Source organism: Microbacterium sp. 2RAF4 (genome assembly GCF_052115285.1).
GTDB lineage: Bacteria > Actinomycetota > Actinomycetes > Actinomycetales > Microbacteriaceae > Microbacterium > Microbacterium oxydans.
Genome location: NZ_JBFRGI010000026.1, coordinates 1 through 352 on the forward strand (window position 1 = coordinate 1; position 352 = coordinate 352).

At 38.6% G+C, this 352-nt stretch carries 1 protein-coding gene; it reads left to right on the top strand.

The window, feature by feature from the left end; all coding sequences use genetic code 11:
* Window positions 1-352: UvrD-helicase domain-containing protein (locus tag AB4070_RS18615; protein WP_441981411.1), on the top strand; the 352-nt coding region annotated here is incomplete at both ends.

The window sequence follows — 352 nt, forward strand, 5'->3', positions numbered from 1 at the left end:
GGATATGCGCGAGCGTATCAGTAAAGTTGTTGGTGCAGAGGCAAAGAACATTTGGATGGGTACTTTTCACTCTGTTTTTGCCAAGATTTTACGGGTAGAGGCTGAGAAAATAGGTTATCCAAGCAATTTCACCATTTACGATACCGATGATAGTAAAAGTGTAATCCGCGCCATTTTGAAAGAAATGCAGCTGGATGATAAATTATATGCAGCGAATTTTGTTTTTAATAGAATTTCATCAGCCAAAAATAATTTAATTTCCTGGGGCGAATATCAAGCTAACGACCAGATACAGGCCGAAGATATCCAGAATAAACGCCCATTAATTGGCCAGATTTACGAAACCTATGCT